Consider the following 26,553-nt stretch of genomic DNA (forward strand, 5'->3'; position numbering starts at 1 on the left):
CTCCTGGTGTATGTGATACAGTTCATCTCTTATTCCAGCACAAAATGTCCCGGGGAACATTCTTTCATCGTCTCGCCCAATGGCTGACCGGTATCGTAATACAATATTTTTTTCTTTCGTTCAAGAATCGGATCCGGTATGGGAATGGCGGAAAGCAGCGCTTTCGTATACGGATGCACCGGATGCGTATAAAGTTCTTCTGTCCCGGCAAGCTCTACCAGCTTCCCCTTCAGCATCACGCCTACACGGTCACTGATAAACCGGACAACCGATAAATCATGGGCAATAAACAGAAAAGAGAAGCCTTTTTCCCGCTGCAGGCGCTGAAACAGCGTGATGATCTGTGCCTGTATGGAAATATCCAACGATGCAACCGGCTCATCTGCGACAATCAGCTTCGGATCCAGAATCAGACTTCTGGCAATGGCAACCCGCTGCCTTTGTCCGCCGGATAACTCCCCCGGCCGTTTGGACAGGAAATCCCTGTCCAGTCCCACATCCTTCATCAGCGCCTCTAAGCGCTGCCGGCTTTCCTGCATATGTCCCCGCTTCCCCTGTATGAAAAGCGGTTCCAGAATGATCTGTTCCACTGTCATCCTCGGATTCAACGATGCTGCAGAATCCTGAAAGATCAGCTGCATTTCCCGCTGCAGCTTCTTTCGTGCTCCCGCAGGATACCGCCCTGTGATCGGTTCCCCTTCAAACAGCACCTCCCCTTCCGTCGGCTGATAGATGCCCGAAATCATCCGGGACACCGTAGACTTGCCACACCCGGTCTCTCCCACCAGGCCAAACACTTCCCCTCGTCGGATTCCGAAGGAAACGCCATCCACCGCCCGGATGGTCATTCGGTTGCTGATGCGAAAATACTGCTTCACATTTCGCAGTTCCATGATCATATCTGTGTCCATTTTCCGCTCCTTTCCCGCAGCGCAACAGGCGGTGCGATCTGTGGTGCACGAGCATCCAGCAGCCACGATGCGGCATAATGCGTATCTGATATCCGGAACATGGGCGGCATCTGTTCATAGTCAATGGCCAGCGCATATTCATTTCGTACCGCAAAAGCATCCCCGGGCGGCGGATTCAGCAGAGACGGCGGTGTTCCGGGAATATACCTGAGCACACCATCTTCCACCGCCAGAGACGGCAGGGAAGACAGCAGGCCCCACGTATACGGATGCCGGGGATCATAAAAAACATCCTCCGCCGTACCGGTCTCCACCACCTTCCCGGCATACATAACAGCAACCCGATCTGCGATCCGGGCAACGCTGCCCAGATCATGCGTCACAAAAACAATGGCCACACCGGTTTTTTCCCGAAGTTCCAAAAGAAGATCCAGGATTTTAGCTTTTACCGTCACATCCAGTGCAGTGGTAGCTTCATCCGCAAACAACAGCTTTGCATTGGCTGCCAGCGCTGCCGCAATGACACAGCGCTGCCGCATTCCACCGGAAAAGAAATGGGGCTGCAGCGCAAAACGATCCGCAGCCTGTTCGATCCCTACCAGCTGCAGAAGCTCCAGCGCCCGTGCCTTTGCCTCTGCCTTCGATACCTTCTGATGCTTCAGAATCACTTCCATGATCTGTCTGCCGACAGGGACCGTAGGATTCAGCGTTTCCAGCGGATCCTGAAAAACCATAGACATCACATTTCCGCGGAGGTTTCGCATCTGTTTCTCTGTATAATGTGTGATATCCTCCCCGCAGACAGTCATCCTGCCGCGCCTGATGCGGGCAATCGGAGGCAAGAGATGCATCACAGAACGGCACATCACCGTCTTACCACATCCGGATTCTCCGACAATACAGAGGATCTCACCCGCATCAACATGAAGATCAACACCCCGGACGGCTTCGACTTCACCCTCCGGTGTATCAAAGCTGACCGCAAGATCCTCCAGTTCCAATACTTTTTCTGCCAATCTTTACACCTCGATTATCTGTTCAGCGTCCACTCCTCGATATTCCACATCACACCCACCGCATGATGACCGAGCACACGAGTCGTATCCAGACCGGTCAGCGCATTGGTTCCCACATAATTACCATCCAGATAAGCCACCAGCAGAACGCCCGGTTGCTCTGCATACACCTTCTCAAATTCCCCGTAAAGTGCCAGACGCTCATCCGGATCCTCCGTGTGCCTTGCCTCTGTCAGCAGACGGTCTACCTCTGCATTGGAATAGTGCATCGTATTATCACTGCCATCGGTCACAAACTGGCCAAAAGCCATATCCGGATCAAACTGGGTTGCAAACCCGGCCAGGAATCCATCATATCCCGCATTCCAGTCAAATTTGGCCACAAGAACCACTTCCATCTCCACACCGGCCTGTTTCAGCATTGCAGACATCAGATTGGCGATATCTACCCGTTCCTCTTCAAAATCCCGAGTCTGAATCGTGAAATGGAACCGCTGCCCATTCCGGACATAGATACCGTCTTCTCCCTTTTCCCAGCCAAGGGCTTTCATTTTCTCTGCAAACTGATCCAGATCATATGTATAAATATCCGCTTCCGGATTCGTACCCAGCGGATTCTTCTGAATAGGACTGTATGCAATACATCCCTGTCCGTTCAGGACACTGTTCACAATTGCCTCTTTATCCAAGGCATAGTTCAGCACCCCGATGGAATCCCCGTTATCCTTCCAGAAATCACTGGCCATGTTCATAGAAGCGCCGCGGTAATCCGCTGTCTTAAAGTCCCAGTTGGTATAACCGTCTTTCCCGCGGAACTTTTCTGCATAATTGGCATTCAGCCAGGCCAGATCCGCTTCTCCGGACTCCAGCATCGTTGCCTTGGTGCTTTCCACAGCGACTGTTTTGTAAATCACCCGTTCAATATTGGGAACCTTTCCATAATAATCTTCGTTCCGTTCAAAGGTAATCATTCCGCCGGTCATATCCCAGTCAACGAATTTGAAACGACCGGTTCCTACAGGGTGCTGGTTGAAGGATGTGGTATTCATATCCTCTCCCTCCAGCAGATGCTGCGGAATAATCCCTATCGTAAAATAACCCGGCATGTTGGCGCAATATTTGTCCAGCGTGATCACAACCGTCTCATCATCCGGCGCTGTAATATCCGTAATGTCTTCATAATTACTTGTCACAGAGCTGGTCAGTGTCTCATCCTCTGTCAGCACCTGGTATGTGAACACCACGTCCTTTGCGGTAAAAGCTTCCCCGTCATGCCATTTCACACCATTTTTCAGGTGAAAAGTATAAGTACAGGTAGCCTCATCGTATTCACAGCTTTCTGCCAGATCCGGCACTGCTATGCCATTGCCGTCATATTTCATCAGACCGGAAAATACCAGCTCCACAATCTCATCGTGAGAACTGAGAACCGGATTGATCGTACTCTCATTCTCGCCGGCATAGACCAGCGTATCAGACAGATTCTCCGCCCCGGTTTCTGCTTTTATATCTGTTTTTGCCCCACTCGTCGAGTCACTCTGTCCCCCACAGGCACAAAGACCAAAGCTTACCGTTAATGCCAGCAGCAGTGCTGCCAAAGTTTTACCATTCTTCATTTCTTTTTCTCTCCTCAAATTTACATATTTTTCCGTTACAGATTACTGTGCCTGCGATTCACTTCCTTCCGGAGATAGTTGCCCACATTCGTGATGCACAGTAAAGTAACGACCAGAAACAGACCGGGAATCACAATCACCCACCAGGTATTCATGATCAACGCCCGGTTTGCCAGTGACAACATACTGCCCCAGGACAGCACATCCACAGGCAGTCCCAAGCCCAGAAAGCTTAACGTGGACTCCATCGTGATACAGGTGCTGATATTGGAAACAGCTGCAAACATTACCGCCGACAGAAAATTCGGAAGCAGATGCCGTCTCATCACATACAGAAACCTGCCTCCGGTACATCTGGCATACAGTACATATTCACAGTTCCGGATCTGCCGGACTTCACTGCGCACAATACGGGCCATGCCAAACCAGCCGGTGATCCCGATCACGAACGAAAGCACAACTACATTTTTGGTCGGAAATATCGCAGAAAGGATCAGCACCAGCAAAATACCGGGAATACTGCCTCCGGCCTCTGCAATCCGCATCATCACCGCATCAGCCCGATCCGGCAGCGTCCCGCTGATACATCCGTAAAGGGTGCCGGTCACAGCAATGATCGCCGCTCCCAGAATACCGATGGTCAGGGATGTGCGTCCTCCGTAAAACATAATAGAATAAAGATCCCTGCCCAGCGAATCCGTTCCGAAATAAAATTCCGCATTCGGCGCTGTGTTTAAACTATCCAGATAAAATGCCGTTGGATCATGATTTGCAAATACTGGTGCAAACACACAGCCCAGAATGATCAGTCCCAAAAGAACCGCAGAGATCACCGGCTTTCCTTTCCATCTTTCTCTATATCCTCTTTTTTCTCCGGCAGCTGCTCCGGTCTCATGTCCCGCACCGACAACCACAAACCGGTCATCCTTCGACTCCATTGTTTCTACCATTTTACAGACTCCATTTCCTTCATTCTCGGATCTATTTCTTCATTTACAGTCTGTGCGATGAAGCTGCCGGCAAAAACGGCCATGCCGGTGAGCAGAACCGTAACCATGAGCAGGTTGTAATCATGGTATTTCGCACTCTCCACTGCCAGATTCCCGATTCCCGGATAATTAAATACCGCCTCCACCACAACGGTTCCGCCTGTCACATGGGGAATGGAAATCGCCATGATACTGACAATAGTCGGTGCAACATTACGCAGGCAATGCTTCCAGACAATCTCCCTTCCCGTACAGCCCTTTGCTTTTGCAAACAGCACATAATCCTTCCGCACTTCATCCAGCAGCTTATTGCGGATCATGTAGGCATAATACCAGAGATGACTGGTGATCATAACGATCAGCGGCAGGATCAGATGCTGCACCCGGTTGCCGATATTTCCTTTCATCCCCACATCATAGGCGCCGCTGCTGGGAAGCCAGCCAAGATTCACACTGAAGATCAGAACCAGTACCACTCCCAGCCAAAAGCCCGGGATATAATAAGTCGCTGTCCCGATTTTACAAATTGCTTTATCTATGAACCGGTCTTCATATAAAACGCAGAAAACAGCCAGCACAACTGCCAGGGCAAACACCAGCACATACGCCAGCAGGCCGAGCAGCAACGTATTCCCGATTAAAGGCCGAATCACATCCAGCACCGGCATTTTATACTTGAAGGACAACCCGAAATCTCCCTGAAATGCCTGTACAAGCCAGTGCGCATACTGTGTGCACAACCCGGCCTGCAGGCCAAGGCGTTCCCGCGCCGCCTCCTTCTCTGTCTCTGTCATCAGTTCCAGCGCATCTCCGTAGAACGATTGCAGCGGATCCCCCGGAGCCAGCCTGGCAATAAAAAATACGGCAATGGACAGCAAAAACATGCACAGTACCAGAAGAAGCAGCCGTCTGATCAGGCGTATACCGGGGGCAGACGTTTCTTCAGCTATGGTACGGTTGGCTTTCCTCAATCTTCTTCATCCTTTCCCTTTATCTGTTCCATGGCCGTCTGCAACACGCCATGGTATACCATCTGAAAATCCTCCCCGGAACCTTTACAAAGCTTTTTGATACTCTCATATTCCGGATAGATCCGCATCTTTCCTTTCCTGGTACAGATCTTCACATCCGCCGGTCCATACGGGGAATTCACTGTTTCAATCCGGCGATCCAGCACCGCCCGCTCCACAGGCATCTTCCGGATACCCACCGTTGTGGTATGTGCAAAGATCAGATCTTCCATCTCCTCAACCTTATCTTCCGTACAGATCACCCGCAGCAACACAGCCGGACGGTTTTTTCTTCATATAAACCGGTGTGTAGAACACATCTCTGGCTCCGGCCTCCAGCAGACACTCCATGGTGAAACCAAGCGCCTCCCCGGTACTGTCATCCACATTCGTCTCCAGTACCCAGATGTGGTTCTCGTCACAGGAGGACACTGGCGTCTCCTCTTCCAGCAGCATCGAGCGCAGAATATTTGCCCTGGGAAAATCCTTCTTGCCGGCACCAATGCCGATGCCCAGCACCCGGTACTGCTCAGGCAGTTCCTTTCGGGTACGCAGCGCTGCCGCAATGGCTGCTCCGGTGGGAGTCACCATCTCGCCCTGATTGTCTGTGATCTTCAGCGGCAGAGCGTTCATGGCAGAGATGTTCGCCACTGCGGGCACCGGTACCGGCAGAATCCCATGCTGACAGCGGGCATGTCCGGTTCCTTCATACAGCGGAGAAACCACTACTTCATCAATGCCCAGATTGTCAAAGCATACTGCGGTACTGATGATATCCACAATGGAATCCACTGCTCCCACCTCATGAAAGTGTACCTGTTCAATGGGCAGGCCATGCGCCTTTGCCTCCGCTTCTGCCACGATACGGAACATCTTCCTGGCCAGTTCCTTCGCCTTCCCGGAACCTTCCATCCGATCGATAATCGCATATACATCCGCAATATTCCGATGTTCATGTGCGTGAAGGTGCCCGTGGTCATGTCCATGATCGTGTCCGTGCCCATGCTCATGTCCGTGATCGTGATCGTGCTCGTGTCCGTGCCCATGCTCATGTCCGTGATCGTGCTCATGTCCGTGCTCGTGCTCATGATCAGGCACACAGGCACTCTCGTCCAGGATCACATCAAAATCGCAGGCATCGATGCCGCACTTGCATGTTCTGCCAATCCGGATCTGATATCCATCCACATGTAAGCTTGCCAGTGCATCCTCCAGCACCTTCCGGTCTGCACCCAGATCCAGAAGAGATGCCACTGTCATATCTCCGCTGATACCGGAATAACACTCTAAATACAATATTTTCTTCATACTTTTTTCACCGCCAGTCTGTTTATCTGCGTGGCCAGATAGCCTGCCCCGTATCCGTTGTCAATATTTACCACTGAAATGCCATTTGCACAGGAATTAATCATCGTCAGCAACGCCGAAAGCCCATGAAAGCTGGCGCCATACCCTACGGAGGTAGGCACGGCGATCACCGGGTTCTCCACCAGCCCTGCGATTACGGTTCCCAACGCCCCTTCCATACCGGCCACCGCTACCACGCAGTTGGCTTTCCGGATGCGTTCCCGCTGTGCCAGCAGCCTGTGGATACCCGCCACTCCCACGTCATAAATCCGCTCCACATGACTGCCGAAAAATTCTGCTGTCTGAGCCGCCTCTTCTGCCACCGGGATATCCGCCGTCCCACCGGTACATACCGCAATATTCCCCACATGCGCCTTCCCGGGCTTCTCCGCCTTCATGATCCGGCTGACGGGATCATAGACGATCTCCGGCACAAGTGCCTTCACCAGCTCATACTGTTCCCGACTGGCTCTCGTCCCCATCACTTCCCCATCCTCTTCATAAAACTTCTGAAAAATTTCCGCCAGATATTCATCCGGTTTCCCGGCACAAAAGACCACTTCCCCGAACCCTGACCGGAGTTTCCGGTGATGATCCAGCTTGGCATATCCCAGGTCCTCATACGGCAGATTCTTCAGCAGTTCTTCTGCCTGTTCCACGGGCATCTGCCCTGCCTGCACCTGCTCCAGCATTGTTTTGATGTCCATAAGCCTCTCTCCTGTTCTTCTTCCAAAACCAGTGCATGTTTTCCGGATCCGGACACCCAGAGCATCCCTCCGGATTAAAAAAGACCAGAAAAACAAAGCGTCCGATTCCGACGCCATGCCTTCCTGGTCAGTTATTCTCATCTGTCTTATCCTGATTCCGTTCACATACAAATGGTGCTGTCTTCCTGACAGCTGTTCATGCATATTTTAGCACAACTCATACCGGCAAACAAGCATTTTCTTTCCTATTAATCTAATGCGATGAAAAAGATGGCTAAACCGCCCGGAATAGTGTAAAATAGAACCAGTATACAAATGCGGTGGGAACTATTTATGAAACAGATCAAGCAGCTGCTTGCCGGACGACGGAAAAATATGTATATTCTGGCAATCCTTGTTATCCTCTGCCTGGCAGCAGAACTTCTTTTAGCCAACTGGAGGGATTTTTCCATCAAAGATGCCCCCGTGACCGTTCTTCCGTCAGAAACACTGACTTCAGCAAAGGGAGCCACACTGCTTCCTGACGGGACCATTCAGATTGACAGCGCCGGTGCCGAACTGGAATTCACCGGCCTGTCCACAGAAGCGCATACCATCACCATCCATACATCCGCACCGGAAGGGACGGTATCCATCGCCTCCTGCTTCCTGACGGATGATGCCAGCCAATATGACTACAAGCAGGCGTGCCTTCTGTACTTTCATCCGGCCGGCGGGCATTGTTTTTCCCGCGGGCCACTCATCAGCAACGGGAATCTGCACGGAATCCTTCTGTCCTTTGACCGGATGCACGGGAATTTCACCATTGACCGCATCGTTCTGAACGAACGCAGAGGTTTCCATTTTGACAAACTGCGGTTCTGTCTGCTGCTTCTTTTCGCCTGTTTCGTATGGGCCTGCCGTTCCCGGACACTGCGCACTCTTTTCTATGATCCTTCCAGCCGGAAGCACAGGCTTGTACTGACTGCAGGTGTTGCCCTGTGCCTGGCGGTGGTATGCTGGATCTACGGAGCCCTGGCTTCCTTTGGCAGTGCAGACCCCATCTCCTATCCTCTGGAAGAACCGGTGGCCTCCTACGGTGCCTACGTCCAGCAGTTTGATGCCTTTCAGAAGGGGCAGCTGTTTCTGGATCTGGAACCGGATCCCCGACTGAATACCCTGCATAACGTTTATGACTACAGCGAGCGGATCCACAGCTCTGACACTGCCGACTGGAAGCAGCCTTACTGGGACCGGGCCTTTTGCAACGGGCATTATTACTCCTATTTTGGTATCGGCCCGATTCTGACCGTATATTATCCGTATTATCTGCTCACCGGGGCACTGCCCGGGGATGCCTTTGTCAGCATGATATATTCTGCACTCTGTGCAGTCCTCCTGCTGGCAGTTCTGGAAGAACTCCGGAAGAAATTTCTGCCCCGTGTGCACCTGTTCCTGTATGTATTTGGATATATTACATTATTTTTTGCCAGCCTGATCCCACTTGTCATGGTCAGCTCCAACTTCTACTACATTGCCGTCAATGGGGCAATGGCGTTTGCCCTGCTGTTTTTCCTGCTTTTCTTTCATGCATTTTCCATGAAACAGGGCATCCCACGCAGACTTTATGCCGCAGCAGCCGGCATAGCCTTTGTCCTGCTGGTACTCTGTCGGCCCAATGCAGCCATTGCGGTCATGTGCGCTGCTGCTCCCACTGCCCTTTTGTATCTGGCAGAGAAGGACACTGTCTGGAAACATAAGCTTCTCGATCTGACAGCCTTCATTATTCCGGTTGCCATCGGCGGTGCCCTGATCTGTGCATACAACATGGCAAGATTCGGAACACCCACGGAATTCGGCACCAGCTACCAGCTCACCGTCAGCGACATCACTTACAACACGCTGCGGGCAGACCCTTCCCGGCTGCTGGCCTTTGTTTATTATGATTTCCTGGAACCCCCGGATGTCAGTCTGATCTTTCCTTTTATCAGTCTGCATAAAGAGGTGGTATCCACCTTAGGCAATTACATATACCACACTTACAACATGGGATTGTTCTGTATCCCGCTGTTCCTCTGTCTGTTTCTGTTCTCACACCCGTCGATTGAACAAAAACAGCTTTCCAAGCGGCTGACTTATCTGTTCCTGCTGCTCGGATCCCTGCTGGTTGCGTTCCTTGATTTTTCCCTTGGAGGAATCTTCATCCGTTATCTGTGCGACATTACGCTTCCCCTGGGTATCCTGGCCCTGCTTCTGGCACTGGAATATGAAGCCCGGCTGGAGAAAGACCGCTGCATCCGCAGCATTCTTCCGGTTCTTTTTATCTGCAGTATCTTTATCGGCGCCATGCTCATTTTCGCCAATGAGAACTGTATGCTGCTCAATGATGCACCGGAAAAGTATCTGCGCATCATGGATCTTTTCCGGTAAAAATGATCCTCTTAATGTCCTGTCTTCCCTTTACCTGGAAAGCCCGATCCCGGCTCCCACCGTGTATACATCCCGCATGGCGTCTTTTACCAGCGTCTCCACCTGACGGTCATCCATCTTCTTCGCGCCGATCTGGGTCATGATGGCACTCATCACCAGATTGCTCAGTTCCGCGGAAAACCGCTTCAATGCCTGCCCCTCCACACTCTCATAGGAAATTCCCATCAATGTGCAGGCATATTCATCCATGCATGCAAACCCTCTGGGATCAAACAAACCGCTAGAAATGCCCCGGGCGGAAAAATCTCCCCAGTGGCGTTTCCACAGCTGGGCAATGCCTGCCCCGCCGTAAAAGCAGCATACCGCCGCCGCCTTCACCTCTTCCAGCGTGTACTTTTTCTGTCCTGTCAGCCGGACAATACATTCCGGGATAAAGCAGTCCGCAATGGCCGTCACGTCAGCAGCCACCGGCAGTCGATCCTGCACATAGCCCTTCTTCACGGCCAGGCGGATCATCTGCTTTAACAGGCGGTTCTTCTCCTCCTGCTTCTTCGCTTCCTTCGCCTCATCTGCCGCTGTCATCTGTAAAATCTCTTTTTTCAGCGTCTGGCACGGTTCGTAGTCGTACAGTGCCATGACTGTCTCCACCGCTTCCAGCGCTTCCTTGGGCCGATGCAGATTTTTCAGCGCCACAGCTCGTCCATACAGCGCTTCCCCAAACCGATCATCAATGAAAATGGCCTCCTCATAGGCCTCCAGCGCCCGTCCCAGGTCTCCCCGGAAGGCGGCCGCGTTGCCCAGTGCCAGCCAGGCGTCCGCATAGTCCGGCTCCCGGGACACCGCATCCTCATAAAGCTCTGCCGCCGAATCGTAGGCCTGCACCTGCATCATGAAATCGCCCTTTAGTTTTATGGAAAAACAACACTCTGCACAGTCCTGCGGGCACTTCTTTTTATTCTTATATTTACAGCGGATATGTTTTTTCTCATCCAGTCCAAGCCCGCTGTGTTTCGCCTTCGCAGGCTCCTTTTTTCTCAGAAATGAAAACATCTCTGCACGTCATCCCCACTCTCATCTTGTATATGTGTTCACCGGTGCCTGAACTGTCAGCGCAGCGCTTCCTCCTGTGCCTTGCTGATGCCCCGCAGCCGCAGAAAATAGCGGATACATTTTCCCACCAGGTCATAGATCACCGCAAACAGCGGCACACCCACGATCATGCCGACGATGCCCCACAGGCCGCCGAAAAATGTGATGGAAAACAGCACCCAGAAGCTGGACAGTCCCGTGGTGTTGCCCAGGATCTTTGGCCCCAGGATGTTGCCGTCAAACTGCTGCAGCGCAAAAATAAAGATCAGCAGATAGACCATTTTCAGCGGGCTCACCATGAGCATCAGCAGCGCCGCCGGCACCGCACCGATAAACGGCCCGAAAAACGGAATAATATTCGTCACGCCGATGATGGTGCTGATCAGCACGGCAAAAGGCCATTTGAAAATATTCATGAAAAAGAAGCAGATCAGGCCAATGATCAGTGAATCGATGAGCTTGCCGTTGATAAAGCCCTCGAACATGCCGTCCACAATGTGGATCTCTTCCCGGATCCGCTGAAACCATTTTTCTCCAAACACACCCAGCAGAATCACCTTCACCTGGTACGCCAGCTTCTCCTTACAGCTCAGCAGGTAGACACTGACCACGATACCGATGAGAAAATTTTTCAATAACACAATGATGCTCCATACCTGCACGGACACCTCCGCAATGATCGCCTGGATGTTGGGCATCAGCTTATTGCCCCGGGTCAGATTCGTCACATTCTCCTGGATCATGGCTGAAGCACTGTCAATGACCTGTTTTGCCGTATCGTTGTCTCTGGCAAACTGCTCCAGCCAGGCAGAAGCCCGGTTGATGTTCTCCGGCAATACCTGAATAATCGTCGTGACACTGGAAATGATCTGCGGAAATACCAGCGCCACAAACATATAGATGATGCCCGTAAACAGGATCAATGCACCCACGATCCCGGCCCCCCGGGCCACCGTGCCCGCCCGCTTCATGCCAGGCGCATGCCTGTCCAGCAGCTTTTTCACCCTGTGTTCAATGAAATCGCAGAAAGGCCGCAGCAGATACGCCAGCACAGCACCATACAGAAAAGGCTTCAGGATATCGACCACCCGCGTGATCACACTCTTGAATTCTCCAAATCGATAAAAAATAAAGAAAATAATGATGACCGCTGCCAGGACCAAAATCTTAAACAGCGCCGGATACAGGTATTTTTCTCGGTTTTCCTCTTTCATTGTCTTACAGGATCTTCCTTTCTTTGGGCTGCGCATCAGTTTCTGATAACAAGTATAACACATTCCCGGGAAAAACAACATCCATTGTCACAGAACATACATAACCAGTTCACCCGCGCCATTCGCAAAACCGCATCTTTGATGCTCTCCGCTGCGTCGCAGCTCATTTTTGCTCATTAGAAGGCGCTCCCTTTGTATATTCGCACAGCCAGATTTTCATGCAAGCATGAAATCTGACCATACGAATATACAAGTGAACTGGGACAAAAAGTGCCATGTATCTCCTGTGAAATACATGGCACGAAATCAGACATCTTCATTGATGATATCATAAATCGAATGCGTGATCAAAAATTCATATGCTTCTGTCAGCTCATCCACCGACACCTCGTTGTCGCCGCCGGCCAGCCAGGCCTCGATGGAAGTCGCAAGCCCCAACGCATAATACCGGCTTACATAGGTAACGTTGAGCACCCGGTTCTGGGGAACGTCCTTGATGCCCTTCTCGGTGATCTCCCGGCGGAACAGCTCCTCCAGCCGTCGCACCAGCACTTCCTCCAGACTGTTCTGTCCGCTGACCTGCAGCATCTTGGCATAGAATTTCCGGTTCTTATGGATACCCGTAAACAGGAACTTGATGGCTTCCTGCTGCATACCGTGTTGCAGAAGGCGATCCACCTCACTGACAATGTCCTCCGAAAATATCCACTCCACCAGGTCATATTTATCCTGAAAATGGTTGTAAAAGGTTGGTCGGATCAATCCCGCCTGATCGGTGATCATGCGGATCGTAATTTTATCAAACGGATGCTTCTCCAGAAGGCTCTGGAAGCTTTCAGCAATCAGCTTCTTTGTCAGATCTTTCTTTTGTTCCATTCTTTTTCACCTTTGTCCAATCCTGATTTTTCCCAAACCATAAATCTCTCAAATGGTACCATATTTTCAGGCAAAATGCAAAGGGCTTGCGTTATTTTTTTAATTATTTTACAGAATTTCCCAGCTTATTTTTTTCTTGTAATTCTCGTATTTCGGCTTCTTATGCTCCTTGGAATCCCACAGCTCTGCGGCCGGGCCTTCCCATTCCTTCGCATAGTTTTTACATTTTCCGCACAGATGCTCCACGCTCTCCGGGGACTGCAGGTCTGTGGACTTGGCTCCGGTCTCCTCCACCATCTTCTGCAGAAGCTCCGGATTCTCCAGCATCGGGCACGGTCTTAAGTGGTTGCCATTGAAGGGCTGGTTATCCCGGTATGCCATGAACAGCGGCTGCTTCAGTGCTTCCAGCAGTGTCACATCGTGGATGTTGGCGCTGGAATAATGGATGAATACACAGGGCTCCACATCGCCGTTGGCGTTGATATGGAAATAGTTTCTGCCGCCTGCGATACAACCGCCCACGAACTCACCATCGTTCTGGAAGTCCATGGCAAAGATCTGCTTGCCGCCTGTGGCGCCTCTGATCTCCCGTACCCGATGGTACATATATTTTCTCTGCTCCATGGTAGGCAGCAGATCTACGGATGCGTCATTTCCTACCGGCATGTAGTGGAAATACCAGGTGAACCGGCAGCCCTTCTCGATGATCATATCCAGGAACTCATCGGAAGTAACGGTGGAAATATTTTTACTTGTATAGCAGATGGATGTACCGAAGATCAGGCCGTATTTTTTCAGCAGATCCATGGCCTTCATGACACGGTCAAACACGCCCTCGCCACGGCGCAAATCATTGACTTCCTCAAAGCCCTCCAGGCTGATGGACAGGGACAGGTTGCCTACCCGCTGCATTTCCTTACAGAAATCCTCGTCTACCAGTGTGCCGTTGGTAAATGCATGGAACTCGCAGTCGTTGTGTTTCTCGCACAGACGGATGATGTCTGCTTTGCGCACCAGCGGCTCGCCGCCGGTATACATGTAGAAGTAAACGCCCAGCTCCTTGCCCTGGGTGATGATGCTGTCCAGATCCTCAAAGCTTAAGTTCAGCTTGTGGCCGTACTCTGCTGCCCAGCAGCCGGTGCAGTGCAGATTGCAGGCGCTGGTGGGATCCATCAGGATCAGCCACGGAATGTTGCACTGGTGGATCTCACGCATTTTCCGGATGGTCTTGGTGCCATGGAAAGCAGCCTCGAAGCCTAAGTTCAGGGCGGTCATCTTTGCCACGTGGGGATTGATCTCGTCCAGACCTCTGTTGATGTACTGCATCCATTTGCTGTCCGGATCCTGGATCATCTTTCTGGCATTGTCATATACCTGATCTCCGAATGTGTCACCCAGGAACTTCTCCGAGATATCCACGATATCCAGCAGTCCTTTTTCTCTGTCTTTATAAATATGTTTTAATGCCTGATCAATCGCTGTTGAAAATGCCGCTCTTGCAGCCTTATGTGTTAATGTTCCCATAACCGTATCCTCCATATCTCTTTAAAAATATCTATTGTATCAGGTATCGGATGATGACATCAATACCTGCAATAATCAGTATGATTCCGCCAATGGCGTAGGCCTTCGTCCGCTGCTCATAACCCAGTCGGTATCCCACGAATGTCCCCGCCAGCGCAAAGATCAGGGTGACCAGTTCCAGGATCAGCCCCACGGCCAGGATCTCTGTACCCAGAAAACCAAACCCGATGCCTGCGAAAAATGCATCCAGACTGGTCATCATGGCGGCTGCCCAGGCTTTCTGATAGCTGATCTGTCCGCGCCGCTCCAGGAAGTCTTTCTTCCGCCAGCCCTTCGCAAACATATATACCCCTAACGCAAGAAAAATAATCACCGAAAACGCATCCCACATGTTCTGCATCTCCGACGTCCGGGTCTGCATCACCGGGAATCTGGCGACCAGAAATCCAAGCCCCACAGCGATCAGCTGCCAGATACAGAAAATCAGGCCCATACAGACCAGTTTCTTTTTCTCTATTTTCTGCAGCGTAGCACCGACACAGACAGTTACCGCGAAGATGTCAAACGAAAGACCTATCGAAATGATCAGTATCTCGGCCAGATTCATTGTTTCACTCCCTTTCCGGAATCTCCTTTGTTCCTCTGTCTGCCTATACTGTAGCCTCCGTTCCCGAAAAAATCGACAGACAAAAAAAACCGGGTGTAAAATCCAAAACGACAAATATGGCCAAATGTCGTTTTGAATTCTACATCCGGTGTTGATTGTTGTTATCGTAAAAATAACCGTAACAGCGCCTGCTTCCACCATCGGTAAGGCTGATACCGCACGGGCAGATCCATCCAGGTGGATTTGTCCACGATGCTCTTCCGGTGACTGAACGTCTCGAAAGAATCCCTACCGTGGTAGCTTCCCATGCCGCTGTTTCCCACGCCGCCGAAGCCCATGGCTGAGGTTGCCAGATGGATCACGGTGTCGTTGACACAGCCGCCGCCAAAGGGAACCTGCCGCAAAATCTTGGCCTCGGTCTTCCGATCTGCAGTGAACAGATAGAGCGCCAGCGGTTTTTCCCGTTCTTTTACAAAACGGAGGGCTTCCTCCAGCCGGTCAAAAGCCAGCACCGGAAGCACCGGACCAAAGATCTCCTCCTGCATCACAGGCGCTTCGGGAGAGACATCCCGCAAAACGGTGGGCGCGATCTGCAGCGTCTGCCGTCTGCCATAGCCGCCGATGACCGCCAGCTCCCCGGCCAGCAGATGCATCACCCGATCATAGTGCCGCTCATTGACCATCCGGGGATAATGGGGATTTGCCAGCGGTTCCCGTCCCAGCTGCCGTTTTGTCTGGCGGCACAGCTCCTGCATAAACTTCTCCTGCACGGAGCGCTGTACCAGCACATAATCCGGCGCCACGCACGTCTGCCCACTGTTTAAAAATTTGCCGAAAACAATTCGTCTGGCCGCCAGGGACAGATCCGCCGTCTCATCCACGATACAGGGGCTCTTGCCGCCCAGCTCCAGCGTCACCGGCGTCAGATGTTTTGCCGCCTGCTCCATCACCAGCTTTCCCACCGATACACTGCCAGTGAAGAAAATATAGTCAAACCGCTGTTCCAGCAGAGCTGCACTGATCTTCCGGTCACCTTCCACCACAGTTACATAGCTTTTCGGATAAATCTCCTCCAGCAGAGAAGCGATGACCGCCGACGTCCGGGGCGCATCCTCCGAAGGTTTAAGCACACAGCAGTTGCCTGCCGCCAGAGCACCGATGAGGGGCTCCATCGTCAGCAGAAACGGATAATTCCAGGGTGCCATCACCAGCACCACGCCGTACGGCTCCGGCACGGTGAAGCTTTTCCCGTGAAACTGGGCCAGCGGTGTGGGGACCTTTTTCTCCCTCGTCCAGCCATCCAGATGCCGCAGCACATAGGTCAGCTCACTTAACGTCAGCCCCACCTCAGTCATGTAGGATTCAAAAGGCGCTTTTCCCAGATCCGCCTGCAGCGCCCGGCTGATCTCCTGTTCCCGCCGACGGATGGCCTGCCGCAGGCGAAGAAGCGCCGCCTTTCGAAAGCGGATATCCCGTGTCTTGCCTGTGTTGAAAAAATCGCGCTGTTTTTTCAGTAACTGTTCTATATTTTCCTGCATTCCGCTTCCTCCATTACTCCGCGCAGAACCGGTATCCGGCGTCACATACATCTGATAGGGCATGACGCCGCCGGGCAAAAATGTCAGGGAATTGCCGGTCAGCGACTCATATTCCGTGTTGCAGGTGCCGCCGCCAAACACCGGTGTCTGCAGATAGCCCTTGATGGTATTTTCCTGCAGGCTGTGAATAAAGGTCAAAACATCCTCGCTGGGTGCAAAGTTGTTAAACACACTGTAGTCCGTCAGGCTCTCATTCATGATCATGATGATATTCTGCGGCACCGTCTTCACTGTAGAAGTCCCGTCCATGGACGCCGTACTCTGGTCAATGGAATCCCGGATGCGCTGCACCGATTTCTGCGAATAGCCGTCCGGGGCCTGCACATTTTTCAGCCCCAGATAGGACATGCTGCTCAGCAGGAATCCCTGATTGGCATAATTTCCGCTGATGTCCCACTGATCGGTGCCGATGCCACGCCGCGCCTGAAAACCGCTTTCATAAAAAATCATGACAAAGCCAAACCCAATCAGCACCAGCAGGGCATCCTTGAAAATACGAAAACGAAAGGCCTGTCCTGTCGTCGCAGATAGCTGGCGTCGATGCGCACTGCTGCAAAGCCGGAATGCCAGAACAATAAACACCGCTGCCGCCAGCACTCCCGTCAGAAGCTGCTGTGTCCACTGCAGATCATACCCACCGGCCACGGTTGCCGCTGTCTTCGCTGCTTTCAGTTCCCAGGGAAGCACCGGCTTGCCCCGGAACTGGAGCACAAAATAATTCGCAGCCGCCAACGCCAGAAACACCAGGTTCACAATGGCTGCCGCCCAGGCCGCCCGGTCTGTCACCACATAAATGGCCGCATAAAACAGAAAATACCAGATGATATTGTAAAAACCATAGCTTTTGCTGACATTTTCCCAGTTGCCGCCGGCGTATTCCACCAGCCAGTAGGTAAATACCGGCCCCAGAAATAAAACTGCCGCCGACGCCAGCATGGACAGCTTCTGCCGGTTTTCCTCCACAAGAAACGGCTCTGTCAGAGTTCCACAGGCGCCATGACCGCCGACGCCGATCTTCCGCAAGATTCCCTGAATAAAGGAGGCAGGCACTGCAAGCAGTCCCACCAGAACCAGCACCAGGAAAATGGCCCGGGCAAAGGCGCGGATGTTCATCCGCTCATAGTCAAAAACCACGGTGATGCCGTCTTCCAGCGTGCCGCCATCTCCCACCGCAGGCATCTCCAGCGCCGCGCTGCCGCTGCTGCTGCTGCGGAAATAAATCACGCCCTGTGCCTCACCCGGATCACCAGCAGACGCCGCATCTGCCTGCACATGGCTTCCGCCGTTGGCCGCCGTGCGTTCGTAGTTCAGCGTAACTGTGTAAGATTTGCCCTTTTTCAGATCCTGATCCATGGGCACCCATACCTTGGCCACATCCTCGGCATAATCCGCCATGGCCACAGACTGGGTCACCAGCGTACCATTCTCATCATCCAGCCGCACCAGCAGCGTGCCGTCGGCAGACGCCGCCCCTTCGATCCAGAGAAACAGCTGATCCAGATGCTGCCCCTCTGACTGAAAGCTCTGAGACAGCTCATGGCCCTCCTGCAGCGGGATCGTCCCGTAATCAGCCGCCAGATTGATATTCGTTCCCCAGGGCTCCTCAAAAACATTTTTGTGGCTGATCAGAAACGCCAGCAGCAAAATGCCGATCAGTGCACAGACGATCAGACGTCCCCTGTGGGCTTTCAGTTCTGCTTTTACCTCTGTTTTCCATCCGGTGGCTCCTGTACCCGTCTGCCTGGTTCCTGTTCTTCCTTCTGTTGCTGCTTCTGGCTGCCCATTTTCCGTTTTCTTGATGCTCTGCGCCAGCTCTGTACCCATATCTGCTCCTGCCTTTCTATGCTTTATCAGTTTTATGCTAAAATAAAACATTAAACAGGAAGATATGGGATTTTAAACTTTTTCTAAACTCTGTTTAGCAAGACAACGCAATCCTGATCTGGCAAATTCCAGAAAGATTACGTTTTTTGCTTTCTACATCGGCTTACTGGCACTCTGCAATGATGACCTGATAACCGTCCAGCGTGATCACGCCTTCCGCCGCCTGCGCCTGCTCTTCCTCCGTGTATGCCCGGTTGGTCAGCAGAATCTCCTTCACCGGTGCCTCCAGCTGCAGCGTCCGGGGTTCCTCCCGGAAGTTTGCCAGCACCACCAGCCGCTGTCCCTCCCGCTCTCTTGCAAAAGCGATCAGGTCATGCTCCTCTTCAAACAACGCACGAAATGCGCCGTAGACAACTGTCTCTCCGTATGTTTCCGATTTGCGCAGCGCAATGAGCTGCCTGTACCAGGAGCGGACAGAATTCGGATTGCCCATCTGCGCTTCGGCGTTGATGCGCGTATAGTTGGGATTCACTTTCAGCCATGGTGTCCCTGTGGTAAATCCTGCCTCTGTCCCGGCATTCCACTGGAACGGTGTCCGGCAGTTGTCCCGGCTGTAGCGCTGCACCGCCGCCATGGCCTGCTCCTCTGTGCATCCGGCCGCCAGGGCCACCCGATACTCGTCCCTGGAATTGAGGTCATCCATTTCTTCAATATTTTTGAAGGCACAGTTTTCCATGCCAATTTCCTGCCCCTGATAAATAAAGGGCAGGCCTCGGAGCATCATCAGCACCGCTGCCAGCATTTTCTTACTCTTCTCCGTGCAGCCGCCGTCCGGCAGATACCGGCTGACGCCCCGGGGCTCATCATGATTTTCAATGATATTTGCCATAAAACCCACGTTGGCTGTGATCCGCTGCACCCGGTACAAAATATCCCGATACTCATCCGGCGAAAGCTTCCGCCGGTCATACCAGCCCTTCTCGCTGCATCCGGCCGCCTCCGAACTGAAATCAAAAATCGTAGAAAAATAACCGTTCTCTCCGATATACCGGGGCAGATCCTCCTCCCGGTAGTTGAACAACTCGCCCACGGTAAACGCATCCACCCGGTCGAAGGTTCTCTCCTTCATCTCCCGCAGAAATGCACCCGGCCCTTCCGCTGCCGCCAGCATCGTCGCACAGCTGCACAGGCCATCCGCCCGGTCCGCCGGAAAATCCTGGAACCGCAGATCCTTCTTTATATTAATGATGGCATCGATGCGAAAACCGGCCAGCCCCTTGTCCAGCCACCAGTTCATCATTTTGTAAATCTCTTCCCGCAGCTTCGGATTCTCCCAGTTCAGATCCGGCTGCTCCTTCGCAAACAGATGCAAATAATATTTGTTCGTTCCCGGAATCGGCTCCCAGGCACTGCCGCCAAAATAAGAGCGCCAGTTGCAGGGCGGCTGCCCGTTTTTTCCTTCTCGGATGTAGAAATACTGCCCATACTCCCCGTCCGAGTCTGCCAGCGCCTTTTGGAACCATTCATGTTCGTTGGAACAGTGGTTCACCACCAAATCCATCAGCACCGCCATGTCCCGCTTCTTCGCCTCCACCAGCAGCTCATCCATGTCCGCCATCGTGCCAAAGCACGGATCGATATTGTAATAATCTGAAATATCGTATCCCTGATCCACAAAGGGGGAACAGTATACCGGCGAAATCCACACGATATCCACACCCAGATCCTTCAGATAATCCAGTTTGCTGATAATCCCCCGCAGATCACCGATGCCGTCCCCGTTCGTATCCAGAAAGCTCTTCGGGTATACCTGATAGGCCACCTTCCCATGCCACCATTTTCTTTCCATACCTTCTCCTTCCTTTCCCTTTTTCTTCAAAAATACGCAAAAAGTTCACATTTATTTAAAGGGAACATCACAGTTTCTTCATAATCTTCCTCTATGATAAATCATGTAAAAGAAATAACTTTTTCATAACATACCTCTCTCTTACGGAGCCCTGCCGAAAGGCAGCGCTCCGATTTTTCTTTATTCCTCTTGTAACTAAAAGTTTTATTGAATAATCGCAAGCAACTCATTCGGTGTAACGATAAAAGGCTTTTGAGGAAAATGTTTCCCATTCCCTGTAACCAGATACGCATTATCCTCCTTCTTTGCCATAACGACTTCATAAAACACAAGATCCTTCGGGTCTGGAAGTCGCTCATTTGTAATAAGCCGCTCTGCAAATATCCCATTTGCTTTCATTACATTTAACAATAATTCAATAACACCATTATCAAATTTAAATTTTGGCCTGCGAAGCACCTGTGAATACTCCTCAAGAATTTCGTCATTGAAAACAGGAATAATCGTTCCATCAAAAACCGCCTCCAGCACTCGAACAGTTGCCGCATCTCTATGCTTGGACAACAATGCCGATATCAAAACATTCGTATCAATGACAACCAAATAATTCATAGGCGCCTTCCTCACTCCTTACTGTCACGGGCCAATCGGATTTCCTTATTAATCTCATCCAGCGACATATCCTGCAGATGATTATCTTTAGCTGCTAAACGTAATGCGTGAAATGCAGCACGTCCATCTTCTAAAGAATTTCTTATCGGCGCAGAAATTTCAAAAGGAATTTTCCTCTCCCGAACAACTGCACGGGCAAAAATATTAAAAGCGGTCGATGCATTCATCCCAAACTCTTTGCATAAATTATCAAACTGATTCTTTAAAGATTCATCCATCCGAACACTAAATGTAGTCTGTCCCATAAATCAATCCCTCTTTTCTCAAAATCAACAATAGTTATCTCTATATATTATACGAAAAAATTCATCAAAAAGTCAATAAATAGAACCTAAATAATCATATTTAGAACTTGTTGAGTTCGAATTATAGGATTTTAATTAAAATAAGTTGTCAGAAAACATCAGCGTGACTAAAAGTTCTTCGAATTATCATTACGCAAAAAAGAGCCAAAATCCTTTTAAAAGAATTCTGACTCTCTCAAAGTCGAAGTGACGTGATTCGAACACGCGACCTCTGCGTCCCGAACGCAGCGCTCTACCAAGCTGAGCCACACTTCGATTTGGATCATCCGTTCAGAAGATGTACTCCCTTGCCGAACGTCCAAGTGATATTATATATAAGCAAGTGCAGTTTGTCAACCGGTTTTTGAAACTTTTTTAACAAATTTTTTTACCAATAAAATTGGAGGAAATTTACCTTTCCGAGAAAATCCAATCTCTTTATTATCGTTTTAAAGTCATTGTAAGCATGTACCTGCTCGAAACATAAGAACTCTCTGAATATTCAAAACACTCCCCACTTTTTGTGTATGCTGTTCTATTAACCTTTAACATACATGTCTGTTCCGCCAGTTCCAAAAGTGCCGCAATTCGATAGGTTGCCATTACTGCCTGTATGCTTTGTGTCGCTGTATCAATCTCTACTCCTAATTTATGCTCCAATAACTCATACAACGAAGATGTTGACAATTCTTTTGTATCCAGATTCTCACATAATTTATAATTTAAGTATAATAACTGATAGCAAAGTGGCTTCCCATTCGCATATCGCAGCCGTTCTATTACCCATACCTTATCCTGACTATCAATCCCCATATAACCGGCTATTTCTTTCGGCGCTTCAATTATTTTAGCTTCAAGAATAAAAGAAGAACATTTGATACCCGCCTTTTCCAATTCCTCATGCAGGCCTCCCAGACGATTTAAGCTTCTGGGAACATTATCACCTTTTACGGTAGCTGTCTTTCCAAATCCACGTTCCAGAACATTTTCGGTAATCAGTTCATTAATAGCCCTTCTTATTGTAACTCTGCTGGCCTTATACTCTTCACATAATTGATTTTCTGTTGGGAGCACTTCTCCGGGTTTTAATTCTTCATTCTCTATCTTTCTTTTCAAATCTTCTTTAATGATATAGTAAAGGGGTCCTGTTTTTTTCTCCATACCCATTCCTCACTTTGTATTGCTATTGTATTTATTTTTATAATAATAATTTCATCTGTTTCTGTCAATAGCATACCAAAAACACTTTAAATTTTTATTTTCCAATATATTGGTGATTCATATCCAGATTTTTTATCAATTGATGAATTCTTTCACTTTTCTGCTTTGTAACTGGAATTTCCTCATCCATTCCAAGAATTTCAAATTGCGTATTATCAATGATCTCCTGCTTATCAACTCCCGGATGAATCGATAAGATTTTCATTCGTTTTGTCTTTTCATCAAACCCGAACACACCCAAATCTGTCAAAACTCTTACAGGGCCTTCTCCATTTAATCCATATCGTTCGCGATCGCCCGGTCCATTTATAAATCCCGGTGTCGTGATAAAAGAGACTCGTTCCGGGAATTTTCTTCGAATGTGTTTCGAAACAACAACTATTTTTTTCGCGCCAGACCCCATATCATTAGCGCCACCGCTTCCCGGTAAGCGACAAATCGGGTGCAAATAATCTCCCACAACTGTCGCATTCAAATTCCCATATTGATCTATTTCCGCAGCTGCCAGAAAGGCAATATCTACCTTTCCGCGTTGCACATACCCTAATGCATCAAACAATGACGTGTTCATTACGGATGTGCGTAATAACGGAAAATCTCCAGGTCCCTGAGGTAAATTCTCCGGTGAAGCGTCTATTGCACCCGATTCATATACCAGTTTTAAATTCGGTGCATGTGTCTGTTTTGCCAACATAGCAGCAAGATTAGGAAGACCAATTCCAACCAATGCAATATCGTGATCTTTTATAACATCAGCCGCTGCAGCGATCATAAGTTCTTCTTTCGTCCAGCACATCATATCTTCCCCCTGTTCTTTAGACTGATTCCATAGTATGGATCAGCTCTGAGTTCCATCAAGCGCTTCAATCCCACTTTATTCAAAAACGCATGCTCGTCTTTTGTTCCATAAATCCATTCCTCATAATATTCCTTCATTCCTTTTTCCGTTTTTCCACTACGGGTAATCATGGTTGTATGTTCAAGATCATAATCATAATATGTGTATACCCCTCCTGGATACGCCCCGTATGGTGCATGTACCACATAATCAACAAAAAAGGAGGGTAAAATTGTATGCTCATTTGTTTCTCTTATGCTTTCTGTACTAACAATTTCCTCCGCTGAAACAATTACTTTTTTTGCTGCACGTGCAATAATTTCAATTGAAGAGGTAATTCCATATAATTGACAATTTCCTTCCTGATCTGCACGGGCCACATGAATCAACGCAAAATCTGGTTCTAATTTTGGCACAATTCCGCATTTTTCACCACTAAAAGGGTCCTCCACTTCCATAATTTTATTGCCCCTGTCAATGTTCTGGATTGTCTGCATATCAGAACCCAACATAACTTTTACCGGCATAAATGGAACACCGATCGCTGCTGCGTAAAAACGATTTGTAATGGCAAAATGGCTATAGTCTTCCACCGCAATCTTTCCCTGTTCGACCATTCTTGAGAAATTAGGACACCTTCCATCTTTAGCCATATAATTGGAAAAACGAATTTTGTCAACGCATCCCGCTCCGCACAAAAGTTCTGCTGATTGTGCATCCCCCATTCCGGATAATTCCAAGTGTCTTTTTCTCATTCGAATCAATTGCCGTACAATACTCATCGGATTATTGGTCTCTGCAAAGCCACCAATTGCAAGATTACTGCCATCTGGAATTATTTCTGCAGCTTCTTCTATCGTAATTATTTTATTCTGAATTTCCGACATATCTATTCTCCTCTTCGATTCGTCGTCAGGTACAACAGTTTCATGACATCTATATCATTAATCCACTTTTCCCAGTCCTTATATTCCTCTATAGCCTTCAACAGCTGCACATCATCCATTTCATCGGCCCTATATCTTCCTTCTTCACAGGTAGGAAAACTCCCGTATGGTGTTTCCATCACAAAATCAATTTTATCGCTTTCCATTACCATATTGCGCTGATTCATTTGTATTGCTTTAGATGTAACAATCTGTTCCGCTGTAACTATAATGTGAGAAGCACACAAAGCCAGTCTAAGATTTTCCATTTCTTCTATCTTGTCTGTTGGATCGACCTGGATATTTCCATATATATCACAACGAGGGACATGTATGATCGCTACTTCTGGACGAATTGCCTTTCCTACAGTAATCATTTCCTGCGTAAAAGGAGATTTTATTTTTTTATAAATATTGGGATATTTATTTATCAAATCATCCGAAACATTACACGGTATATATTCCATGTTGTTTATACCTGCATACATTTGCTTTTTCATAACATCATCATTTATCTCTTCCGAAAATATTCTTTCACCATATCCCGCCCTTACAGCAACTTTCGCTGACAATGATTGGCCGTAGTCATATATTTTAAGACCATTTATATGTAATCTCTGCAATTCAAACAGCATTCGTATGGATTCATGTTTTCCAATAAATAAAATACTGCTTCCATGAAATACTCGTTTTTTCAAATCCGGTGTTGTTTTTTCTAATTTTACCTTTTCTGATCTCATATTTTTCCACACCTTTATGTTATTTATATTTTATTTTAATGTTATCAGTTTTTGTCAATATTGTCAATAAAACGTATTTTTATTGTGGTGTTTTTTTTATATTTTTCACTTGATATATTGATTTTTTTGTCTTTATATTATACAATAATAATACAAATTTATCTTTACATCTTATATTCATTGGAGGGAATAAACATGAAAAAAACTTTTTCTGACACTTACGTGTGGCGTGACATTTCAGATCCACGAAGAGCGCAAACTGTAGACGATCTTGAAGCCGGATTAAAATCTCCCGATTTTGAAAATCTAAGCATTCCCGAAACATTTGGACCCGTAAAAGAGATTATCGATGATCATAAAATCAAACGCTATGCTTTTGCACTTAACGATTATCTTCCCTGGGCAATGCAAGGAAACAGCCCCTTTGATAACACTCGTATCGCCCAGGCGGGATTACTTACAAATGACCTGTTGCAAATGTTCACTTTGGGATATCGCGGCAGTCAGGTTGTCGGTCTTCATACCGAAGAACAGATATGGTTTGATTCTCCCGCAAAGCTGGACGAAATCGTAACATTGGAGGGGACTTATGTAGACGCATATGAACACAGAGGACAAGGTTGCGTAGTACTGGAAGCCAATGCAAAAGGTGCTGATGGGAGAAGTATTATCCGTCACAGAGGAGTCGAAATTCTAAGAACCATCCCTGGAAATATCGTCGGCCGCGGCAGCGCTGCTCCTGAAAAAAGAGTGACCGGCAATCTGCCTCCCAATCCCCATTATATAGATACCATAACTTCTTCAAGTAAAATTGGAGACTGCTTAACTCCCTTATCTAAGAATATTACTGCCGAACAAGCTGCTGTATTTTCCCGTGTTGGTGAATTTGTCACCAATATTCATAATAATCTTTCAACTGCGCGAGCAGGCGGCCTACGCATGCCGATCGTGCAGGGAATGCAATCGTTTTGCACCTTTACAGAGTTACTTACACGCGCATTTGGAAAGGATTTCTTTACCGGAGGCTGGATCAAAGCTAAATTTATTGCCCCCATCACTGTATTTGAAGACTTTAATGTATACGGCATGATTACAAACATTGAGAAAGTGTCCGATACGCAGGAAAAAGTTTATTTAGATGTTTGGATCCGGCGCCAGGATGATCGCCTTGCAGTTGCCGGCTGGGCCAGCTGTCTCCGAAACACATCGGATGATTAAATAGAATACATTCACGGACTGAAAAACTGTGGTTAAATAGAAACCACAGTTTTTCAGTCTGTCTTACT

At 49.1% G+C, this 26,553-nt stretch carries 21 protein-coding genes, 1 tRNA gene and 1 pseudogene; 2 read left to right on the forward strand and 21 right to left on the reverse strand.

Annotated elements, in window-relative coordinates; genetic code table 11:
* Positions 1 to 29: 29 nt before the first annotated feature.
* From RJD28_16545 to larB, 7 genes and pseudogenes are all read right to left on the reverse strand, one after another.
* Entirely contained in the window at positions 30 to 911 is an 882-nt protein-coding gene (locus RJD28_16545) for an ATP-binding cassette domain-containing protein (GenBank protein WNV57775.1), read from the reverse strand.
* Positions 896 to 1,927: an ABC transporter ATP-binding protein gene (locus tag RJD28_16550; protein ID WNV57776.1), complete on the reverse strand. Its 1,032-nt coding sequence runs from the start codon at positions 1,925 to 1,927 to the stop codon at positions 896 to 898. The genes RJD28_16545 and RJD28_16550 overlap by 16 nt, the downstream gene beginning before the upstream one ends.
* 14 nt (positions 1,928 to 1,941) lie before the next feature.
* Positions 1,942 to 3,543: an ABC transporter substrate-binding protein gene (locus RJD28_16555; GenBank protein ID WNV57777.1), complete on the reverse strand. Its 1,602-nt coding sequence runs from the start codon at positions 3,541 to 3,543 to the stop codon at positions 1,942 to 1,944.
* A 35-nt stretch (positions 3,544 to 3,578) separates the two neighbouring features.
* Positions 3,579 to 4,493, reverse strand: a complete 915-nt coding sequence (locus RJD28_16560) for an ABC transporter permease (GenBank protein WNV57778.1) — start codon at positions 4,491 to 4,493, stop codon at positions 3,579 to 3,581.
* A complete protein-coding gene (locus RJD28_16565) occupies positions 4,487 to 5,416 on the reverse strand; it encodes an ABC transporter permease (protein WNV59661.1) in 930 nt (309 codons plus the stop codon). Before RJD28_16565 ends, RJD28_16560 begins: the two co-directional genes overlap by 7 nt.
* Positions 5,417 to 5,499: 83 nt before the next feature.
* Positions 5,500 to 6,850 (reverse strand): annotated as a pseudogene (gene larC / locus RJD28_16570) (nickel pincer cofactor biosynthesis protein LarC).
* Positions 6,847 to 7,596: a nickel pincer cofactor biosynthesis protein LarB gene (gene larB / locus RJD28_16575; GenBank protein WNV57779.1), complete on the reverse strand. Its 750-nt coding sequence runs from the start codon at positions 7,594 to 7,596 to the stop codon at positions 6,847 to 6,849. The pseudogene larC and the gene larB overlap by 4 nt, the downstream one beginning before the upstream one ends.
* A gap of 333 nt (positions 7,597 to 7,929) precedes the next feature.
* Between larB and RJD28_16580 the strand changes: the two genes are divergently transcribed.
* Complete coding sequence (locus tag RJD28_16580) at positions 7,930 to 10,005, forward strand: hypothetical protein (protein WNV57780.1); 2,076 nt, start codon at positions 7,930 to 7,932, stop codon at positions 10,003 to 10,005.
* Between the two features lie 30 nt (positions 10,006 to 10,035).
* Here RJD28_16580 and RJD28_16585 read toward each other — a convergent pair whose 3' ends face one another.
* The 14 genes from RJD28_16585 to RJD28_16650 form a co-directional block, all read right to left on the reverse strand.
* On the reverse strand, positions 10,036 to 11,055 hold the full coding sequence (locus RJD28_16585) for a tetratricopeptide repeat protein (GenBank protein WNV57781.1): 1,020 nt from the start codon (positions 11,053 to 11,055) through the stop codon (positions 10,036 to 10,038).
* A gap of 56 nt (positions 11,056 to 11,111) precedes the next feature.
* Positions 11,112 to 12,308, reverse strand: coding sequence for an AI-2E family transporter (locus RJD28_16590; protein ID WNV57782.1), 1,197 nt, complete (start codon positions 12,306 to 12,308; stop codon positions 11,112 to 11,114).
* A 306-nt stretch (positions 12,309 to 12,614) separates the two neighbouring features.
* Complete coding sequence (locus RJD28_16595; GenBank protein ID WNV57783.1) at positions 12,615 to 13,184, reverse strand: TetR/AcrR family transcriptional regulator C-terminal domain-containing protein; 570 nt, start codon at positions 13,182 to 13,184, stop codon at positions 12,615 to 12,617.
* A 108-nt stretch (positions 13,185 to 13,292) separates the two neighbouring features.
* A complete protein-coding gene (locus tag RJD28_16600; GenBank protein WNV57784.1) occupies positions 13,293 to 14,708 on the reverse strand; it encodes a radical SAM protein in 1,416 nt (471 codons plus the stop codon).
* Positions 14,709 to 14,739: 31 nt separating this feature from the next.
* Positions 14,740 to 15,315: a manganese efflux pump gene (locus RJD28_16605; GenBank protein ID WNV57785.1), complete on the reverse strand. Its 576-nt coding sequence runs from the start codon at positions 15,313 to 15,315 to the stop codon at positions 14,740 to 14,742.
* Positions 15,316 to 15,476: 161 nt separating this feature from the next.
* Positions 15,477 to 18,737 carry an aldehyde dehydrogenase family protein gene (locus tag RJD28_16610; GenBank protein WNV57786.1) on the reverse strand — a complete coding sequence of 1,087 codons (3,261 nt, stop codon included), beginning with the start codon at positions 18,735 to 18,737 and terminating at the stop codon, positions 15,477 to 15,479.
* A gap of 163 nt (positions 18,738 to 18,900) precedes the next feature.
* The gene (locus RJD28_16615; protein ID WNV57787.1) at positions 18,901 to 20,586 is read right to left on the reverse strand and encodes an alpha-glucosidase; all 1,686 of its coding nucleotides are present in this window, start codon (positions 20,584 to 20,586) and stop codon (positions 18,901 to 18,903) included.
* Between the two features lie 204 nt (positions 20,587 to 20,790).
* Positions 20,791 to 21,198 (reverse strand): putative toxin-antitoxin system toxin component, PIN family, encoded by a 408-nt coding sequence (locus RJD28_16620; GenBank protein WNV57788.1) that lies wholly within the window; start codon positions 21,196 to 21,198, stop codon positions 20,791 to 20,793.
* Positions 21,199 to 21,209: 11 nt separating this feature from the next.
* Positions 21,210 to 21,503 carry a type II toxin-antitoxin system RelB/DinJ family antitoxin gene (locus RJD28_16625; GenBank protein ID WNV57789.1) on the reverse strand — a complete coding sequence of 98 codons (294 nt, stop codon included), beginning with the start codon at positions 21,501 to 21,503 and terminating at the stop codon, positions 21,210 to 21,212.
* Positions 21,504 to 21,744: 241 nt separating this feature from the next.
* Positions 21,745 to 21,818, reverse strand: a tRNA-Pro gene (locus RJD28_16630).
* A gap of 165 nt (positions 21,819 to 21,983) precedes the next feature.
* Positions 21,984 to 22,703 (reverse strand): GntR family transcriptional regulator, encoded by a 720-nt coding sequence (locus tag RJD28_16635; GenBank protein ID WNV57790.1) that lies wholly within the window; start codon positions 22,701 to 22,703, stop codon positions 21,984 to 21,986.
* A 94-nt stretch (positions 22,704 to 22,797) separates the two neighbouring features.
* On the reverse strand, positions 22,798 to 23,562 hold the full coding sequence (locus RJD28_16640) for a CoA-transferase (GenBank protein ID WNV57791.1): 765 nt from the start codon (positions 23,560 to 23,562) through the stop codon (positions 22,798 to 22,800).
* Complete coding sequence (locus RJD28_16645) at positions 23,559 to 24,488, reverse strand: CoA transferase (GenBank protein ID WNV57792.1); 930 nt, start codon at positions 24,486 to 24,488, stop codon at positions 23,559 to 23,561. Before RJD28_16645 ends, RJD28_16640 begins: the two co-directional genes overlap by 4 nt.
* Before the next feature lie 2 nt (positions 24,489 to 24,490).
* Positions 24,491 to 25,267 carry a hypothetical protein gene (locus RJD28_16650; GenBank protein WNV57793.1) on the reverse strand — a complete coding sequence of 259 codons (777 nt, stop codon included), beginning with the start codon at positions 25,265 to 25,267 and terminating at the stop codon, positions 24,491 to 24,493.
* A gap of 195 nt (positions 25,268 to 25,462) precedes the next feature.
* Here RJD28_16650 and RJD28_16655 point away from each other — a divergent pair, with 195 nt between their 5' ends.
* Entirely contained in the window at positions 25,463 to 26,485 is a 1,023-nt protein-coding gene (locus tag RJD28_16655; GenBank protein ID WNV57794.1) for a MaoC family dehydratase, read from the forward strand.
* Positions 26,486 to 26,553 lie beyond the last annotated feature (68 nt).

Source organism: Oscillospiraceae bacterium NTUH-002-81 (assembly GCA_032620915.1).
GTDB lineage: Bacteria > Bacillota > Clostridia > Lachnospirales > Lachnospiraceae > JAGTTR01.

Bases quoted from the DNA above. Each gene is read 5' to 3' on its own strand.
- RJD28_16545 (WNV57775.1), bottom strand. From the start codon at position 911: ATGGACACAGATATGATCATGGAACTGCGAAATGTGAAGCAGTATTTT.
- RJD28_16555 (WNV57777.1), bottom strand. From the start codon at position 3,543: ATGAAGAATGGTAAAACTTTGGCAGCACTGCTGCTGGCATTAACGGTA.
- RJD28_16560 (WNV57778.1), bottom strand. From the start codon at position 4,493: ATGGTAGAAACAATGGAGTCGAAGGATGACCGGTTTGTGGTTGTCGGT.
- RJD28_16565 (WNV59661.1), bottom strand. From the start codon at position 5,416: ATGTTTTTGCTGTCCATTGCCGTATTTTTTATTGCCAGGCTGGCTCCG.
- larB (WNV57779.1), bottom strand. From the start codon at position 7,596: ATGGACATCAAAACAATGCTGGAGCAGGTGCAGGCAGGGCAGATGCCC.
- RJD28_16580 (WNV57780.1), top strand. From the start codon at position 7,930: ATGAAACAGATCAAGCAGCTGCTTGCCGGACGACGGAAAAATATGTAT.
- RJD28_16585 (WNV57781.1), bottom strand. From the start codon at position 11,055: ATGTTTTCATTTCTGAGAAAAAAGGAGCCTGCGAAGGCGAAACACAGC.
- RJD28_16590 (WNV57782.1), bottom strand. From the start codon at position 12,308: ATGAAAGAGGAAAACCGAGAAAAATACCTGTATCCGGCGCTGTTTAAG.
- RJD28_16595 (WNV57783.1), bottom strand. From the start codon at position 13,184: ATGGAACAAAAGAAAGATCTGACAAAGAAGCTGATTGCTGAAAGCTTC.
- RJD28_16600 (WNV57784.1), bottom strand. From the start codon at position 14,708: ATGGGAACATTAACACATAAGGCTGCAAGAGCGGCATTTTCAACAGCG.
- RJD28_16605 (WNV57785.1), bottom strand. From the start codon at position 15,315: ATGAATCTGGCCGAGATACTGATCATTTCGATAGGTCTTTCGTTTGAC.
- RJD28_16610 (WNV57786.1), bottom strand. From the start codon at position 18,737: ATGGGTACAGAGCTGGCGCAGAGCATCAAGAAAACGGAAAATGGGCAG.
- RJD28_16615 (WNV57787.1), bottom strand. From the start codon at position 20,586: ATGGAAAGAAAATGGTGGCATGGGAAGGTGGCCTATCAGGTATACCCG.
- RJD28_16620 (WNV57788.1), bottom strand. From the start codon at position 21,198: ATGAATTATTTGGTTGTCATTGATACGAATGTTTTGATATCGGCATTG.
- RJD28_16625 (WNV57789.1), bottom strand. From the start codon at position 21,503: ATGGGACAGACTACATTTAGTGTTCGGATGGATGAATCTTTAAAGAAT.
- RJD28_16635 (WNV57790.1), bottom strand. From the start codon at position 22,703: ATGGAGAAAAAAACAGGACCCCTTTACTATATCATTAAAGAAGATTTG.
- RJD28_16640 (WNV57791.1), bottom strand. From the start codon at position 23,562: ATGATGTGCTGGACGAAAGAAGAACTTATGATCGCTGCAGCGGCTGAT.
- RJD28_16645 (WNV57792.1), bottom strand. From the start codon at position 24,488: ATGTCGGAAATTCAGAATAAAATAATTACGATAGAAGAAGCTGCAGAA.
- RJD28_16650 (WNV57793.1), bottom strand. From the start codon at position 25,267: ATGAGATCAGAAAAGGTAAAATTAGAAAAAACAACACCGGATTTGAAA.
- RJD28_16655 (WNV57794.1), top strand. From the start codon at position 25,463: ATGAAAAAAACTTTTTCTGACACTTACGTGTGGCGTGACATTTCAGAT.